This is a genomic window from Streptomyces xylophagus (assembly GCF_000716435.1).
Taxonomy (GTDB): Bacteria; Actinomycetota; Actinomycetes; order Streptomycetales; family Streptomycetaceae; genus Streptomyces; species Streptomyces xylophagus.
In genome coordinates, this window is record NZ_JNWO01000034.1 from 1 (window position 1) to 13925 (window position 13925).

General features: G+C 70.0%; 17 protein-coding genes. 10 read left to right on the top strand and 7 right to left on the bottom strand.

The genetic code is table 11. The annotated features are described in order from the left end of the window. Window positions 1–11: 11 nt before the first annotated feature. Together OO70_RS44270 and OO70_RS44275 are read right to left on the bottom strand one after the other, a co-directional pair. Window positions 12–2084, bottom strand: a complete 2073-nt coding sequence (locus tag OO70_RS44270) for an FtsX-like permease family protein (protein ID WP_324604910.1) — start codon at window positions 2082–2084, stop codon at window positions 12–14. Then, window positions 2078–2821, bottom strand: a complete 744-nt coding sequence (locus OO70_RS44275; protein WP_043685250.1) for an ABC transporter ATP-binding protein — start codon at window positions 2819–2821, stop codon at window positions 2078–2080. The genes OO70_RS44270 and OO70_RS44275 overlap by 7 nt, the downstream gene beginning before the upstream one ends. A gap of 114 nt (window positions 2822–2935) precedes the next feature. Here OO70_RS44275 and OO70_RS44280 point away from each other — a divergent pair, with 114 nt between their 5' ends. Further along, the gene (locus tag OO70_RS44280) at window positions 2936–4045 is read left to right on the top strand and encodes a DUF2786 domain-containing protein (protein WP_043685253.1); all 1110 of its coding nucleotides are present in this window, start codon (window positions 2936–2938) and stop codon (window positions 4043–4045) included. A gap of 10 nt (window positions 4046–4055) precedes the next feature. On the opposite strand, the gene OO70_RS44285 is transcribed toward OO70_RS44280, so the two are convergent. The 4 genes from OO70_RS44285 to rpmB form a co-directional block, all read right to left on the bottom strand. Next, a complete protein-coding gene (locus OO70_RS44285) occupies window positions 4056–4574 on the bottom strand; it encodes a DUF4232 domain-containing protein (RefSeq protein WP_043685255.1) in 519 nt (172 codons plus the stop codon). 554 nt (window positions 4575–5128) lie between these two features. Further along, on the bottom strand, window positions 5129–5680 hold the full coding sequence (locus tag OO70_RS44290) for a hypothetical protein (protein ID WP_234337083.1): 552 nt from the start codon (window positions 5678–5680) through the stop codon (window positions 5129–5131). Window positions 5681–5755: 75 nt separating this feature from the next. Next, window positions 5756–6061, bottom strand: a complete 306-nt coding sequence (gene rpsN / locus OO70_RS44295) for a 30S ribosomal protein S14 (RefSeq protein WP_043685258.1) — start codon at window positions 6059–6061, stop codon at window positions 5756–5758. Continuing rightward, window positions 6061–6297 carry a 50S ribosomal protein L28 gene (gene rpmB / locus OO70_RS44300; protein ID WP_043685261.1) on the bottom strand — a complete coding sequence of 79 codons (237 nt, stop codon included), beginning with the start codon at window positions 6295–6297 and terminating at the stop codon, window positions 6061–6063. Before rpmB ends, rpsN begins: the two co-directional genes overlap by 1 nt. A gap of 74 nt (window positions 6298–6371) precedes the next feature. Here rpmB and rpmG point away from each other — a divergent pair, with 74 nt between their 5' ends. The 5 genes from rpmG to OO70_RS44325 all read left to right on the top strand — a co-directional run bounded on the left by rpmG (window position 6372) and on the right by OO70_RS44325 (window position 9250). Next, the gene (rpmG, locus tag OO70_RS44305; RefSeq protein WP_043685264.1) at window positions 6372–6536 is read left to right on the top strand and encodes a 50S ribosomal protein L33; all 165 of its coding nucleotides are present in this window, start codon (window positions 6372–6374) and stop codon (window positions 6534–6536) included. 5 nt (window positions 6537–6541) lie between these two features. Continuing rightward, a complete protein-coding gene (locus OO70_RS44310; protein WP_043685266.1) occupies window positions 6542–6790 on the top strand; it encodes a type B 50S ribosomal protein L31 in 249 nt (82 codons plus the stop codon). Between the two features lie 2 nt (window positions 6791–6792). Beyond that, on the top strand, window positions 6793–8478 hold the full coding sequence (locus OO70_RS53205; RefSeq protein ID WP_043685269.1) for a CobW family GTP-binding protein: 1686 nt from the start codon (window positions 6793–6795) through the stop codon (window positions 8476–8478). A gap of 2 nt (window positions 8479–8480) precedes the next feature. After that, window positions 8481–8714, top strand: a complete 234-nt coding sequence (gene rpsR / locus OO70_RS44320; protein WP_043685271.1) for a 30S ribosomal protein S18 — start codon at window positions 8481–8483, stop codon at window positions 8712–8714. A gap of 317 nt (window positions 8715–9031) precedes the next feature. Further along, window positions 9032–9250: a DUF397 domain-containing protein gene (locus OO70_RS44325; RefSeq protein ID WP_051742194.1), complete on the top strand. Its 219-nt coding sequence runs from the start codon at window positions 9032–9034 to the stop codon at window positions 9248–9250. 73 nt (window positions 9251–9323) lie between these two features. Here OO70_RS44325 and OO70_RS44330 read toward each other — a convergent pair whose 3' ends face one another. Then, window positions 9324–9815 carry an ATP-binding protein gene (locus OO70_RS44330; RefSeq protein ID WP_051742184.1) on the bottom strand — a complete coding sequence of 164 codons (492 nt, stop codon included), beginning with the start codon at window positions 9813–9815 and terminating at the stop codon, window positions 9324–9326. A gap of 376 nt (window positions 9816–10191) precedes the next feature. Here OO70_RS44330 and OO70_RS44335 point away from each other — a divergent pair, with 376 nt between their 5' ends. From OO70_RS44335 to OO70_RS44350, 4 genes are all read left to right on the top strand, one after another. Continuing rightward, window positions 10192–11016: a helix-turn-helix domain-containing protein gene (locus OO70_RS44335; RefSeq protein WP_051742186.1), complete on the top strand. Its 825-nt coding sequence runs from the start codon at window positions 10192–10194 to the stop codon at window positions 11014–11016. 90 nt (window positions 11017–11106) lie between these two features. Further along, entirely contained in the window at window positions 11107–12567 is a 1461-nt protein-coding gene (locus OO70_RS44340) for an aldehyde dehydrogenase family protein (protein ID WP_043685279.1), read from the top strand. 134 nt (window positions 12568–12701) lie between these two features. Beyond that, a complete protein-coding gene (locus OO70_RS44345; protein WP_043685282.1) occupies window positions 12702–13250 on the top strand; it encodes a DinB family protein in 549 nt (182 codons plus the stop codon). Between the two features lie 24 nt (window positions 13251–13274). Continuing rightward, window positions 13275–13916 carry a PadR family transcriptional regulator gene (locus OO70_RS44350; RefSeq protein ID WP_043685285.1) on the top strand — a complete coding sequence of 214 codons (642 nt, stop codon included), beginning with the start codon at window positions 13275–13277 and terminating at the stop codon, window positions 13914–13916. Window positions 13917–13925 lie beyond the last annotated feature (9 nt).

Below are 13925 nucleotides of genomic sequence, written 5' to 3' on the forward strand. Positions count from 1 at the left end.
ACCACCGAGATCTACACGTAAGGAGTCGTCGGCAGCGTCAGATGTGTATAAGAGACAGCCCCCACGGCCACTATCGCCTCGCCCACCACAACTCCCAGCACCTGCACCCGAGTAGCCCCCGCGAGCCTCAGTGACCGCAGTTCCACACCCCGCGCGGACATCGCCATCAACAGCGTCGTGGCGAGCGAAATCCCCCCGTATATAAGGGAGATGCCCAACACCACGAACAACCCGAGCCGAGTCCGATCCCCGCCCTGACCACCCCCGCCACCCCACACCCCCATCCGCGGATACGCCTCCGCCAACCACGCCCCCGCACTCCGCACAGTCCCCCCGGACGCCCTCAACTCGGCCACCACCCGCGCCCGTTCAGCAGCCCCGCCGTCTCTGACCCGTACGTCCAGCCGATCCACCCCCGCCCCCGCCGCGTTCGCCGCCGTCACATATGCGCCGTTGTCCCCGGTCCCGCGCGCCAGCACCGCCACGATCCGCAGCCGGGTCGCCCGCCCGTCCCCGAGCCACACCCGCACCCACGTGCCGACCGTGTGCCGCTCCCACTCCTCGTTCACGACGATCGAGCGGTCGTCCAACTCCCTTACGTCACCGGCGACCACCGGCAACCGCGTGACCTCGGCGAACGCCCGCACATCCCGCACGGCACGGGCATCGGACCGGATGAGAGCGGTACCGCCCTCCCGTACGAAGACCGCAGTCGAGGCGGACGCGGAAACGACTGCCCCCGGAATCCCTGGAACCCCCGCTGCTCCCGACACCCCCGACACCCCCGGCACCCCCGGCACCTTCAACCCCTCACCCGTGACGACGATTTGCGCCCGAGTCCGCTCCCGCGCCTCCGCCGCCCGCGCCCCCGCGACCGTCCACGCCGACCCCAGCAACGAACCCGCCAGTGCCACCGTCACCAGAACAGGCGCCGCGACAGCGGCAGTTCGCCGCACCGAAGTGGCCGCGTTCTCGCGGATCAGCAGCCCACAGGCCCCCGGCAACCGCACCAGCAGTCGTACGACAGGGCCCACCAGCGCCGGTGCCAGCGCGGCCACCGCCGTGATGAGGATCATCGGCTGGGTCGTGTACGTCTTCCGTTTCAGCAGGTCCGCCGGGTCCGTCCACAACGACCGGGCGAGCAGGGCCAGTCCGGCCGCCAGCAGCAGCCCGCCGATCAGCCGACGTGACCACGGCAGCACCCCTGTGTCCACCGCCGCCTCCCGCAACGCCTCCGCCGGCCCCACCCGCCCGGCCCGTCGCGCCCCCGTCCACGCCCCGGTGAGCGCCACCAACACCCCCGCCCCGAAGGCGACTTCGTACGGCCAGCGCACCTCCTCCCGCAGCGTGAACCACGTCGGCGCCACCCCGCCCTCGACCAGCGCCCGCACCAACCAGGGCGCCGCCCACACCCCCAGCGCGCAACCGGCCGCCGATGCCACGACGCCCACCACCCCCGCCTCCCCGAGCAGCGTCCGCCGTACCTGACCCGGAGTCGCCCCCGCCATCCGCAGCAGCCCCAACTCCCTTCTCCGCAGGGCGATCACGAAGGCGAAGGTCGACGCCGTGACGAACGCGGACACGAAACCGGTGACCCCGGCGGCCGTGCCGAGCAGCGCGACGACGGACACCAACTGCTGGGCGTCACGCGCCGCGGCCGGATCGGCGAGCCGGCGCGAACTCCCCGTCAGCACACGCGCCCGCCCACCCACCACCGCCCGCACGGCGCCGACCGGTGCGTCGACCCCGACCGCGTCCCGCCGCCCGCCGCCGTCCATCTTCACCGGTCCCAACGCCCGCAAGTCGGCCAGGAGTTGGTTGTCCACAGGGTGTGGATGAGCGAGCTTCTTCGACACCCGGGCGGTGGACGGACCCCGCCGCACCTCCACCGTCAGCGTGTCCCGGCCCATCACCACGACCGGCGAGGACGCGAACCGTTCCGGCGCCCGGCCCGACGCACCGACCGCCGAGGCGAGCCCCGCGACCGTCGAGGCCATCACCGCGACACCGAGCGCCACGGCGACGAAGGAACCGAGCAGCGAGACCCACCGGGTACGCAACGACGACAGGATCAGGATCAGCACGGCACGCCCTCCAGATCCGTCAGGCGCGCCGCCACCTCGGCGGCGGACGGCGCGCGCAACTCCCCGCTCACCCGCCCGTCGACGAGGAATACGACCCGGTCGGCGTACGAAGCGGCCACCGGATCGTGCGTGACCAGGACCGTCGTCTGCCCGCCCCCGCTCCCATCACAGCCCCCGTCCACCAACTCCCGCAGCAGCAGGAGCACTTGACGACTGGTGACGGTGTCCAGCGCCCCCGTCGGCTCGTCCCCGAACAGCACCGCCGGGCGCGTGATCAGCGCCCGCGCCAAGGCAACCCGTTGCTGCTGCCCACCGGACAGCTGCGACGGCCGGTGCCCGGCCCGCTCCGCCAGCCCCACCCGCTGCAGCGCCTCGCGCACGGCCCCGCGCGAGGGACGACGCCCGGCCAGCCGTAGTGGCAACGCCACGTTCTGTGCGGCGGTGAGGGAGGGGAGGAGATTGAAGGACTGGAAGACGAACCCGATCCGCTCCCTCCGCAACAGCGTCCGCCGCCGTTCGCCCAGCGCGGCCAGCTCCACCCCGTCCACGGTCACGGTCCCGCCGTCGGGCCGTTCCAGCACCGCCGCGCACTGCAACAGCGTCGACTTCCCCGACCCGGACGGCCCCATCACCGCCGTGAACGTCCCGGTGCCGAAGTCCAGGTCCACCCCGTCGAGGGCGCGGACGTCGCCGTAGTGACGCCGTAGCCCCCGAATCCGTACGACTGTCTGTGTCATGCCCCCATCGCACCGCGTCCGGCCCGCGCGGACACGACCACCAGCGGGCGTCCCGGAGGTGGGCCCAGCCCTACCCACCCGAAGACCCCCGCCGTCCCATGACACGATCGACGGGTGAGCAGCACGACCGGCACCGTCGAGCGCGCCTTCGAGGCCGCCCTCTACACCGACACCCACGACGCCCTAGACGCGGGCGCCTCGATCCTCGCCGCCGACCCCGCGTCGGACGCCGAACTGGCCCGGCGCGGACGGGAGTTCGTGGCGGCGGCCTGGCGGCGCGGATGGCAGCCCGCAGATGTCGTACGACTGGTGCGGCGCGACCTGGACGACGTCCACGTACGACTCGTGTCGGCGCTGATCCGCGCGCAGGCGCCGGACGACCGGGCGCGCGGCCCCCGCTGGTCCGCCCAACTCGACGACCTGAGCCCCGAGGAGCCACCCCGCACGGACCGGTTCACGCACGCCACCACCGTGCTGGAGCTGTACCGTCTGCTGCTGCGCCTGCCGAGTCTCGAACCCCTGGACGAACCGAAACGGCACGACAGCCGCCGTCCCGCCTCCCGCATGCTCACCCGGATCCGCGCGCTGCTCGCGAAGGCGGAGGCGACCGGGTTCCCGGAGGAGGCGGAGGCGTTGAGCGCCAAGGCGCAGGAGTTGATGGCGCGGCACAGTATCGACGAGGCGCTGCTCGACGCGCAGGCGCCGGCGAAGGACGCGCCCGGCGCGTGCCGGATCGGGGTCGAGGCGCCGTACGAGCAGGCGAAGGCGGTGCTGCTGGACGCGGTCGCCGGCGCGAACCACTGCCGGGCCGTGTGGAACGAGGCCTACGGTTTCTCGACCGTCGTCGGCTTCGAGGGCGATCTGGAGGTGGTCGAGCTCCTCTACACCTCACTCCTCGTGCAGGCCACGACCGCGATGACGCGGGCGGAGGCGGCCCAGCGGGCGGGTGGCCGCAGGCGGACCAAGACCTTCCGGCAGTCCTTCCTCGCGGCCTATGCCCACCGCATCGGGGACCGGCTGGCGCAGGCCGCCGAGACACAGGTGACCGACGACCTGCTCCCGGTGCTCGCCACCCGCGAGGTCGCCGTCACCGACCGCGTCGACGAGATGTTTCCGGAGACGACCACGACCCGCCTGCGCGGGATCACCGACGAGGCGGGCTGGACGGAGGGCGCCGAGGCGGCGGACCGGGCACAGGTGAGGGCCCGCCCACCGCTCGACTGACGGGAGTTGTTCAGTCACCGGCCTGCGTGAAGGCGCTGACCGAGGCGTCCGAGTCGCTCACGGAGGTCTTGCCCTGGACGGGGCCGTACGACCACTTGTAGCTCGCGGTGTCGCTGCTGCCGGGCAGGGTGAGGACCAGCTTCGTCGCGGCCAGGCTCAGCTTGCCGCCCGCCGCGCCGCGTACGTAGGTGATGGTGAAGGACGCCGCGTCGCCCTTGGCGAGCTTCAGCTTCTGCGCCTTGGCACCCTTCTGTGTGGCGAGGGCGACCTTCGTGCCGCCGGCCTCCAGGGAGGCACCGGGGAAGCCGTCCAGCGTGCACGGCTTGCTCTGGTTGGTGATCGACACGGGAACCTCGCCCGTGTCACCGGCGGACGGAGCGGTACTGGCGGGCCCGACCTGGACACCGACTCCGTCGAACGAGCAGGCGGAGCCGTTCTTGCTGTCGGCCGAGCCACCACCACTGCCGTTGCAGGCGGTCAGGAGCAGGGCCGACGCGAGGGCGGTGACGGCGAGGGAAATGGTGCGCATGAGGGGATCATCCCGCACGGGAGGACACTCCGCCGACACGACGGGGTTCGGGTAAGACCGGGTTACGGCACGACTGGCCTCCGGCACGACTGGCCTCCGGCACAACCGGGCAACGGCACGACGGGCCTGTGGCAAGACCCGGCCATGGCACGACTGGCCTTTGGCACGACTGGGGTACGGCACGGCAGGGCTCCGCTACGGCTGGGCTCTGCTACGACCTGCCTCGAGCACGACCTGCCTCCGGCACCGAAGATGCCGCCCCCACCCCCGCCCCACCGCAAGCCGCCGACGGCGAGCCCGCCCCGCTGGGACCACCCGCACCCGACGACGAACCCGCCACAAACAGCGCACGCAGTGGCGGCGAAGCCGTCACGGAGGGCGCGCGCGAAGGCGACGGACCTGCCGCAGCCGCCCCCACCGGCCACGGAGCACCCGCGCCCGCCGACGGCGAACCCGCCCCACAGGGGCCACCCGCAGTCGACGACGAAACCCGCACGGGCGGTGCGGGTGGGAACACAAAGGCGGCCGAAGGCGAAGCCGAGGCCGTCGATCCGCTACGACCCGACGCTCGCCGTAGCCAGCCCGGACGGCAGCTTCCCGCCCTCCGCCCGGGTGTAGGTCTCCTTCCCGAGACTCCCCGACCAGGTGACCGCAAGGCCCGACTTACTGACGGAGCCGACCATTCCGCTAGCCCGGGCCTTGCTGCCGTCCGTGCACGTGAGATGGATCATCTGCATACCCGCCTCCTCACCGGCGGTCCCGCTGCACACACTCCCCCCGGTGGTGAAGAGCCCGGCCTCCTTACCGGTGATCACCAGCGCCACGGCCTTGCCGTCGGTCGTGGCGAGCCAGCTGCCCTGCAGCCCGTCGGACGCGGCCGACGGACTGCTGCCGGTGGAACCCCCGGTATCCGCGGTCGAGGTCGCGGTCGCGCTCGAGGTCACGGACGCGCTCGGCGTGGACGAGGAATCGTCCGTCGAGTCGCCACCACTGCACGCGGTCAGTACAAGCACGCCCGCCAGACCAGCGGCCGCGGCCACGATCCGTACCGTCGACACCGTCGACACGGTCGACCCGGCCGACACCGTCGAATTCGCCGTAGTCACTGGTAGCTCCCAAGCTGTAGCCGGACGGCCGCCCGGTCGGCCTTGGCCGGGACGACCGCAGCAAGCTACCAGGGGCTACCAGGAGGATTTACGAACGCCGGGTAGGTATCCGCTGTGAGCCTGCCCGCGCAGATTCACCCGGGACAGCCCGAAGGCGCGGAAGTAGCCGCGGGGCCGTCCGTCGACCTGGTCGCGGTTGCGCACCCGGGTGGCGCTGGCGTCACGCGGCTGACCACGCAACTCCCGCTGGGCAGCGGCCCGTTCGGCCTCGCTGGAGCCGGGCCGCCGGATGATCTCCTTCAACTCGGCCCGGCGCGCGGCATACCGCGCGACAACCCGCTGCCGCTGTTCGTTCTTCGCGACCTTGCTCTTCTTCGCCATCAGATCCGCACCCCCCGGGCACGGATCCTGGCCACGGCCGTCTCGACGCCGATCGCGTCGACGGTCTTGATCCCCTTGGTGCTCAGCCGCAGCCGTACGTAACGGCCCTCGCCTGGCAGCCAGTAGCGCTTGGACTGGATGTTCGGGTCGAAGCGGCGCGAGGTGCGCCGGTGGGAGCGGGAGATGCGGTTGCCGAAACCGGGCCGGGTGCCGGTCAGCATGCAGTGGGCGGACACGAGTGACGTACCTCTCCTCGATCGGGGCCGTAGCCGATGCTGCTAATGGAATTCATTTTCAGTAAGGTACCAGCATGGCTCGCAACGAACTCCGCCCGGTCATCAAGCTCCGGTCCACCGCCGGCACCGGCTACACCTACGTGACCCGCAAGAACCGCCGCAACGACCCCGACCGCCTGACCCTGCGCAAGTACGACCCGGTCGTCGCCCGCCACGTCGACTTCCGAGAGGAGCGCTGACCGAGATGCGCGAGAACATCCACCCGCCCTACGGCCCGGTCGTCTTCCGTGACCGCGCCGCGAACCACGCCTTCCTCACCCGCTCGACGATGACGAGCGCGAAGACGATCGAGTGGGAGGACGGCAACACGTACCCCGTAGTGGACGTCGAGATTTCCGACATCAGCCACCCCTTCTACACCGGCACGGCCCGCGTCCTGGACACGGCCGGCCGCGTGGAGCGCTTCGAGCGCCGGTACGGGAAGCAGGACTGACCGTGCCCGACCTCTCCGTCGCGATCGTCGCCGGCCTGCACGCCGACGCCCGCAGAGCGACCGTCGCCCAACTCCTCCACGACGTCCCCGGCAGCGTCGTACTCCACCACGACCTCGCTACGGCGGCGGCGGGCGTCGTCGTCCGCACGACCAGGGACGCCACCGGCATCCTCTCCCTCGTCGAGACCCCCCTCGTCAACGACTGCGCGTGCTGCGCGCTCCGCGAGGACCTGGTCCCGGAACTCCGCCGACTGGCCTCGTCCGGTCAAGTCCCGCTTGCCATCGTCGAGTTGTGGGACTCCGTCGAACCCAAGGCGATGGCCGAGGTAATCGCGTCCGGCGGCCTGACGCTCACCGGCGTCATCACGGCAGTCGACGCAGCACTGCTTCTTCCATATCTGGGCAACGGCGACGACCTCTCCACAGCCGGCCTCGCAGCGGCGGCCACGGACCAGCGCACGATCGCGGACACCTTCGCCCGCCAGCTGGAGTACGCCCCCGTCCTCGCCGTCCTCGACTCCGACCAGGCCGACGACGAAGACCGCGAGCTACTGGGCCAGTTGCACCCGACGGCACGCCAAATCCCGCTTGGGCAAGGTGACTTGAGGTGGGATGCCATCGAGCGCGACGACTTGACGGGCTCCACCCAGCCTCCGCAGGGCGACTTGGAGGACTCCGCCCCGCCTCCGCACGGCGACCTGGCGGACTCTGCCCCGCCTACTCGCGGCGACTTGGAGGGCTCCGCCCAGCCTGCGCCCGGCAACTCGGCGGGCACCGCGCCACCTCTACACGGGGACCCTGCGGACTCCGCCTCACTCCCGCGCGATGGCTTGACGGGTACCCAGCCTCCGCACGGCGACCTGGCGGACTCTGTCTGGCCTGCGCATGGTGGCTCGGCGTGTTCTGCCTCGCTTCCGCCCGGCGATCTGGCGGACGCTGCCCCGCCCGCACATGGTGACTCGGCGAGCTCCGCCTCGCCCCCGCGCCAGGACTTGGCGGGCTCCGCCCAGCCTGCGCGCGGCGACCTGGTGGGCCCCGCCCAATCCCCGCACGGTGACTTGGCAGGCCCCGACCAGCCCCCGCATGGCGACTCAGGGGACTCCACCCCACCCCCGCACCGCAACTCGCCGAGCTCCCCCCAACCCCCGCGCAGCCCACTGGCATCCGCCGCCCTCGCCGGTTTCGACGTAGAAGCCGCTGCCGCCGCCCAACACCCCGCCTGCGCCCTCCTCCCCGTCGAGGCCGACAACCACGGTGTGTCCACGTTCGTCTGGCATCGGTGCCGGCCCTTCCACCCGGAGCGGCTGTACGACGCGTTGGAGGATCTGACCTGTGCCGCCGCCCGCAGCCGGGGGCGGTTCTGGCTCGCCGACAAGCCCGACTCGTTGCTGCACTGGGACGCGGCGGGCGGTGCTCTGTGTGTGGAGAGCGCGGGGCCTTGGCTGGCGTCATTGCCGGACGCCGCCTGGGAGTTGGTGCCGCCGGTGCGTCGTGCCGCCGCCGCGCTGGACTGGCATCCGGAGCACGGCGACTGCTGTCAGCACCTCGTCTTCACCTCGCCCGGCCTGGACCGCGACGGACTCGAACAGCTCCTGGAGTCCTGCCTGTTGACCGACACCGAGTACGCCGCCGGACGCGCCGCCTGGAAACGCCTCCCGCCCGCCTTCGACACCCTCCTGGAGATCTGACCGTGCCCCGCAAGCCCGAGCGCAGGCCGACCAAGTCCCGCCGTAACCCCCTGGACGCGGCCGGAGTGACGTACATCGACTACAAGGACACCGACCTGCTGCGGAAGTTCGTCTCCGACCGCGGCAAGATCCGCAGCCGCCGGGTCACCGGCGTATCGGCCCAGCAGCAAAGGCAGTTGGCCGCTGCGATCAAGAACGCCCGGGAGATGGCATTGTTGCCGTACGCGACCCGATAGCCGCCCGCTCCCGGAACACCCGCGCCCCGGTACGCGTCTTCACTAGTGCATGTTCTGTGCGGAAGTAGCGGAAGCACATGTCCCGCACGGACTGGGGCAGACGCTGGAACGGCATCGGTAAAGCAGTCGTCAAAGCTGTAACCGGAGGACCACGCCCCGTGCACGTGCATCTGCTCATGCATCTGCACATGAACAGGGCTATGATCCGGAACAGTTGACCACTGCATCAATGGCCACACCAGCCAGTGCACAACCGGGAGCGACCTGTGGACCACCGCGTTGACAGCGTGTACTTGGGGTTCGACGTGTACAACGGCATGGCTGCCACGCAGCTGGACGGAGTGGCCTGGCAGAAGAGCAGGCACAGCAACTCGCAGGGCTCCTGCGTGGAGTTCGCGAGGCTGCCCGACGGAGACGTCGCGGTGCGCAACTCGCGGTTCCCCGACGGTCCGGCGCTGGTCTACACGCGCGCCGAGATCGAGGCGATGCTCCTGGGCATCAAGGACGGCGAGTTCGACCACCTGATAGTGGGTTAGGGCCTGTCCGACCGATACACCCACGCGACGACAACGCGCGTAGAACCGCGGCCCGAAAAAGTGCCGCGGTTCCTCACGCGTTGTTCTGCGCCGGCTCGCCCTGGAGTCGGAACAGCGCCCAGACCACCTTGCCGCTGAGCGTGCCGGCCAGCGGGTGCCAGCCCCAGCCGTCGCTGAACGAGTCGACGAGGAACAGGCCGCGGCCCGACTCCGCCGAGAAGTCCTCCGACTCGCAGGCGATGGGGCTGTCGTGACTGGGGTCGCGCACCGCGCACACCAGCCGCTCGGTCCACCGCATCAAGTGCAGCCGCACGGGCGGGTTCTGCTCGGGCGCGCGCGTGGTGTTGGCCGGCAGGGCATGCCGCAGCGCGTTGGTGACCAGTTCGGAGACCACCAGGCAGACGTCGTCGAAGCGGTCGCCTATGTCCCACTGGTCGAGCGTGCGACGGGTGAACTGCCGTGCCTCGCGCACCGCTTCGTAGCGGGCGGGCAGAGCACAAGAGGCGGCGCTGGACACGGTTGACGGGTCCAGCGGTGGAAGGCCCTGCCGTAACGGCTCGAGCATGGTCGATCCATTCGTCCCCATGCGAGGCACTCCCGGGAATTCGCGGTCGTTGCGATGCAGCGGTGGCGCGAGACCATGGTTTCGGATGCGTACAGCAGATGCAAGGGCAGATGCACGTGCAGCTGACCGAATTGGACCCTCCCGTACCGCTTGTTGGCCATTTTTTCCGCCAACTTCGCGCCGATCTCGGCCCCGGACCTTGCATCTTGCTGACGTCTTCCTGACAACTTCCTGTGAACAGGAGCCTCTTCTTTCCATTTCTGTAATCGAACGAGTACTGCTCGAAGTGTTTTAGTGGCAGACTGCGGCCCCTGAAGACGGTTGGGGAGGCTTGACGAACGTGAGCGCGGGAGAGCCCGGATCGGTGGTGCGGCGGATGCTGCTCGGCTCGCAACTCAGGCGGCTGCGGGAAGCACGCGGAATCACCCGCGAGGCCGCGGGATACTCGATCCGCGCCTCCGAATCCAAGATCAGTCGCATGGAGCTGGGGCGAGTGAGCTTCAAGACGCGGGATGTCGAGGACCTGTTGACGCTGTACGGCATCACGGACGAGGCGGAGCGCATCTCACTCCTCTCCCTCGCGAAGGAGGCCAACGTAGCGGGCTGGTGGCACAGTTACTCGGACGTCCTGCCCAGTTGGTTCCCCACCTATGTGGGCCTTGAGGGCGCCGCTTCCCTCATCCGTGTCTACGAGGTGCAGTTCGTCCACGGACTGCTGCAGACCGAGGCCTACGCCCGCGCGGTCGTCCGGCGCGGCATGAAGGGCGCCAGCGAGGCCGACGTGGAACGCCGTGTGGCGCTGCGCCTGGAGCGGCAGAAGTACCTGGTGAACGAGAACGCCCCGGACTTCCACATCGTCCTGGACGAGGCCGCCCTGCGCCGCCCGTACGGCGACCGCGAGGTGATGCGCGGTCAGCTCCAGCACCTGATCGACGTCTCCGAACACCCCAACGTCCGGCTCCAGGTCATGCCGTTCGGCTTCGGCGGTCACGCCGGCGAGTCCGGCGCCTTCACGATCCTCTCCTTCCCGGAGTCCGACCTCTCCGACGTCGTCTATCTGGAGCAGCTCACCAGCGCGCTGTACCTGGACAAGTCCGAGGACGTCGGCCAGTACGAGAAGGCGCTCAAGGAGCTCCAGCAGGACAGCCCGGGCCCGGACGAGAGCCGGGATCTTCTCCGGGGACTGCTCCAACTCTCTTGAAACACAAGTACGATGACGTGTGATCAGACCGTGATGATCGATGATCGGGTCTGCTGTTGATCGTGTCTGCTAGCGATTGAGGGATCACACATGTCGTCCTACTTCACCGACCTGGCTCAGCAGTACATCGACGGTGAGTGGCGCCCGGGCACCGGCTCCTGGGACATCATCGACTTCAACCCGTACGACGGCGAGAAGCTCGCGTCGATCACCATAGCCACGGTCGACGAGGTCGACGAGGCGTACCAGGCGGCCGCCCGCGCCCAGAAGAAGTGGGCCGCGACCAACCCCTACGCCCGCCGTGCGGTGTTCGAGAAGGCGCTGCGGATCATCGAGGACCGCGAGCAGGAGATCGCCGAGGTGATCGTCGCCGAACTCGGCGGCACGTTCCTGAAGGCCGGCTTCGAGCTGCACCTCGTCAAGGAGTTCCTGCGCGAGGCGATCCACCTCGCGCTGCGCCCCCAGGGAAAGATCATCCCCTCGCCGGTCGACGGCAAGGAGAACCGCGTCTACACCGTCCCGGTGGGCGTGGTCGGCGTGATCAGCCCCTTCAACTTCCCGCTCCTGCTCTCCCTCAAGTCGGTGGCCCCCGCACTGGCGTTGGGCAACGGCGTGGTCCTCAAGCCGCACCAGAACACCCCGATCGTCGGCGGCTCCCTGGTCGCGAAGATCTTCGAGGACGCGGGCCTGCCCGGCGGTCTGCTCAACGTCGTCATCACCGACATCGCGGAGATCGGCGACGCCTTCATCGAGCACCCGATCCCGAAGGTCATCTCCTTCACCGGCTCCGACAAGGTCGGCCGCCACGTCGCGACCGTCTGCGCCTCGCACTTCAAGCGCGCGGTCCTCGAACTCGGCGGCAACAGCGCCCTCGTGGTCCTCGACGACGCCGACATCGACTACGCGGTCGACGCGGCGGTCTTCAGCCGCTACGTCCACCAGGGCCAGGTCTGCATGGCCGCGAACCGTGTCCTGGTCGACCGCGCGATCGCCGACGAGTTCACCGAGAAGTTCGTCACCAAGGTCAAGTCCCTCAAGGTCGGCGACCCCCGCGACCCCCAGACGGTCATCGGCCCGGTCATCAACTCTCAGCAGGCGGACGCCCTTTCGGGTGTCGTCGAGCAGGCGATCGCCGAGGGTGCGACGGCTCTGGTCCACGGCACGACGACCGACAACCTGGTCGCCCCCTCGGTCCTCACCGACCTCCCCGCCGACTCGGACCTCCTCCGCCAGGAGGTCTTCGGCCCGGTCGCCTTCCTCATCACCTTCGACGGCGAGGAGGAGGCGGTGGCCCTCGTGAACGACACGCCCTACGGCCTCAGCGGCGCCGTCCACACCGGTGACATCGAGCGCGGCGTCAACTTCGCCAAGCAGATCGACACGGGCATGTTCCACGTCAACGACGGCACCGTCCACGACGAGCCGATCGTCCCCTTCGGCGGCGAGAAGTCCTCCGGCCTCGGCCGCCTCAACGGCGAGTCGATGCTGGACGCGTTCACCAGCCTGAAGTGGATCTCGGTGCAGCACGGGCGGAGCGGGTTCCCGTTCTAGACATGTGCTTCCGGTTCTAGACATGTGCTTCCGGCGGGCCATCGAGGACAGAACCTGACCTCGATGGCCCGTAGCTTCATCGACGTCGGGCAGGGGGACAGGCTCCCGGCCGGCACCGGCGAAAGGCGAAGGCCATGGTCACGCATGTACCTGCGGACGCACAGGGCGACGAGCGCGGGTCGCTGCTCACGTTCATCGAGGACCAACGGGGCGGTATCCGCAGGTCGTTGCTCGGGCTGACCGAGGAACAGGCCGCGAGCAAGCCGAGCGCGAGCGGGCTCTCCCTCTCCGGGCTGCTCAAGCATGTCGCCGACGTCGAGCAGGGCTGGATCGCGCGGGCGAAGCAGGAACCGCCGGCCGTCCAGCGTGACCAGGCCAACTGGCACGAGACGTTCCAGCTGGTCGACGGCGAGACCGTAGAGTCGCAGCTGGCCTACTGGGAGAAGGTCGCCGCCGAGACCGAGGCGTACATCCGCTCGGTGCCGAGCCTCGACGACACCTTCCCGGTCCCGAGCGAGCCCTGGTTCCCGCCGGAGGGCCGCGTCTCCGTGCGCTGGCTCTGCCTGCACCTGATCCGCGAGACCGCCCGGCACGCCGGCCACGCCGACATCATCCGCGAGTCCCTCGACGGCGCCACCGCCTACGAGCTGGTCGTGAAGGAACGGGGCACGACCGGGGGCTGACCTCGCGGGTTCTACGCTGGCCCCATGTCAGCGATCCGTCTCCTCGTGCTCGGCGCGGTCCGCCAGCACGGGCGGGCCCACGGCTACCAGGTGCGCAACGACCTCGAGTACTGGGGCGCGCACGAGTGGTCCAACGCCAAGCCCGGCTCGATCTACCACGCCCTCAAGCAACTGGCCAAGCAGGGCCTGCTGCACGCCCACGAGGTCGCGCCGTCCACGGTCGGCGGGCCGCCGCGCACGGAGTACGAGATCACCGGCCGGGGCAGCGAGGAGTTCTTCACGCTGCTGCGTGAGGCGCTGACGTCGTACGACCAGCAGATGGACGTCAAGTCCGCCGCCATCGGCTTCATCGTCGAGCTGCCGAGGGCCGAGGCGGTGGCCCTGCTGAAGGAGCGCACGCGCGGTATCGCCCAGTGGCGGGCCTCCGTCACCGAGCACTACATCCCCGAGGACGGGCCCGAACAGCTGGGCCACATCGGCGAGATCATGAACCTCTGGATCCACACGGCCGACGCGGAGGCCGCGTGGACCCAGGGGCTGATCGACCGCATCGAGGGCGGGGCGTACACCTTCGCGGGGGAGGGCGAGCCGTTCGTCGGCGTTCTGGCGGACGGTGTGGAGAACCCGTATGCGACGGGGGAGCGGCATCCCGGGGACGCCCGCTAATCAAGTTTG

Bases quoted from the DNA above. Each gene is read 5' to 3' on its own strand.
- OO70_RS44275 (WP_043685250.1), bottom strand. From the start codon at position 2,821: ATGACACAGACAGTCGTACGGATTCGGGGGCTACGGCGTCACTACGGC.
- OO70_RS44285 (WP_043685255.1), bottom strand. From the start codon at position 4,574: ATGCGCACCATTTCCCTCGCCGTCACCGCCCTCGCGTCGGCCCTGCTC.
- rpsN (WP_043685258.1), bottom strand. From the start codon at position 6,061: ATGGCGAAGAAGAGCAAGGTCGCGAAGAACGAACAGCGGCAGCGGGTT.
- rpmG (WP_043685264.1), top strand. From the start codon at position 6,372: ATGGCTCGCAACGAACTCCGCCCGGTCATCAAGCTCCGGTCCACCGCC.
- OO70_RS44310 (WP_043685266.1), top strand. From the start codon at position 6,542: ATGCGCGAGAACATCCACCCGCCCTACGGCCCGGTCGTCTTCCGTGAC.
- OO70_RS44325 (WP_051742194.1), top strand. From the start codon at position 9,032: ATGGCTGCCACGCAGCTGGACGGAGTGGCCTGGCAGAAGAGCAGGCAC.
- OO70_RS44330 (WP_051742184.1), bottom strand. From the start codon at position 9,815: ATGCTCGAGCCGTTACGGCAGGGCCTTCCACCGCTGGACCCGTCAACC.
- OO70_RS44335 (WP_051742186.1), top strand. From the start codon at position 10,192: ATGCTGCTCGGCTCGCAACTCAGGCGGCTGCGGGAAGCACGCGGAATC.
- OO70_RS44340 (WP_043685279.1), top strand. From the start codon at position 11,107: ATGTCGTCCTACTTCACCGACCTGGCTCAGCAGTACATCGACGGTGAG.
- OO70_RS44345 (WP_043685282.1), top strand. From the start codon at position 12,702: ATGGTCACGCATGTACCTGCGGACGCACAGGGCGACGAGCGCGGGTCG.
- OO70_RS44350 (WP_043685285.1), top strand. From the start codon at position 13,275: ATGTCAGCGATCCGTCTCCTCGTGCTCGGCGCGGTCCGCCAGCACGGG.